The 1,327-nt window shown below is 30.4% G+C and carries 1 rRNA gene and 1 pseudogene; both read right to left on the reverse strand.

Going from position 1 to position 1,327, the window contains the following annotated elements:
* Positions 1 to 297: 297 nt before the first annotated feature.
* Positions 298 to 881, reverse strand: a pseudogene (locus tag COE53_RS24590) (DUF3885 domain-containing protein).
* Positions 882 to 1,240: 359 nt separating this feature from the next.
* Positions 1,241 to 1,327: ribosomal RNA gene (gene rrf, locus COE53_RS23315) — 5S ribosomal RNA — on the reverse strand; the annotation flags it as partial.

The raw sequence follows: 1,327 nt of genomic DNA on the forward strand, positions 1-1,327 counted from the left end.
TCAAAGTTCACTTTGTCGCTTTAGAAGCAACTTTAATATAATAACATTTTGTTGAACTCTTTGTCAACAATTTATTTTTTTTTTGTTGTTCGAACTTGTTTTATCGTGACAACATAAACAAATATACCATCTCGTCCAAATGATTGCAAGCATTTTTTTACAAAAAATTAACAAAAGTTGTGTATGATCTTTTTTAAGATACTTTCTATGTATATTGTTCTATTATAAATTAGGATTGATTTTAGATTTATTAAAAGGAAACGCCACTCCAAAACGCTGCTTTCCCTTCTTCATATTTTAATTAAAAACCTTCTCAATATTAGGTTTGTCAATCCAAGTCCATTCATTGTAAATCATATCTATCCCTTATTATGTCGGGTGAAGTTGCCAATAAATTACACCCTCTGTCATCGTTAACATGAAAGACCGTTTTCTTATTAATATTGATAAAATATACTCTATGAAAAACCTCGGTCTAACTCCGAATTCTTCATTGCATATTGATTTTAGCAAAGAGTTGTATTGAATTCATACGTTTTACATTTTAAACTAAACCTATACGTTATATATGTTCCTACTTCGTCATCTTCAGGAAAAACTTTAATCTATAAAGTAGTGACTTCTCTACATATGATGAAAAGTTCTTTAATTTACGATTTGTTTACCTCTATCAAAATTATTTACATCTATTATGACAAAAATATCATCCGTTGGAGAGTGAATCGCCTCAAATAAAGTGATTGCTCTTTTATAACAATTTATAACAACCCAATATATATGGATTATCAGGATAATCATAATCCATTTCCCAATTGTAAAACAAAGGTGGACTAAGGTTCTAAGTCAGGAAATACTTCTCCCAAGAAGTCGTTAAGTATCATTCTAACACCTCATAAAATTAATTCAGTAAATCAAAAAAACAAAGACCCAGTATTGAGACTAGACAAACGTAAACAATCATAAGTAAATGCTATTTTAAAAACAAACTATATGAATAATTACTCTTTAATATCGGGTTTTGTATTTTCGTTACTAAGTCTAGATAATTAACGAGATACAATGTGATGATGTTATTTCCCAGTTTTCTTAAGCGTATCCTACAAAAAACCTAATCATGTCATCTGACTTCGATCATTCCTCGAGTTGATTTCTATTTAATAAGTAAAATTTAGAATAAAACTATCGTTTTCATATTTCAACACAAAAAAAAACATCAGCCTAATAGCTGATGTTTTTGGTAACCAGGCGACGTTCTACTCTCACAGGGGGAAACCCCCAACTACCATCGACGCTGAAGAGCTTAACTGCCGTGTTCGGTATGGGAACG

The sequence above is a fragment of the Bacillus sp. AFS029533 genome, assembly GCF_002585125.1.
GTDB lineage: Bacteria > Bacillota > Bacilli > Bacillales > Bacillaceae_G > Gottfriedia > Gottfriedia luciferensis_B.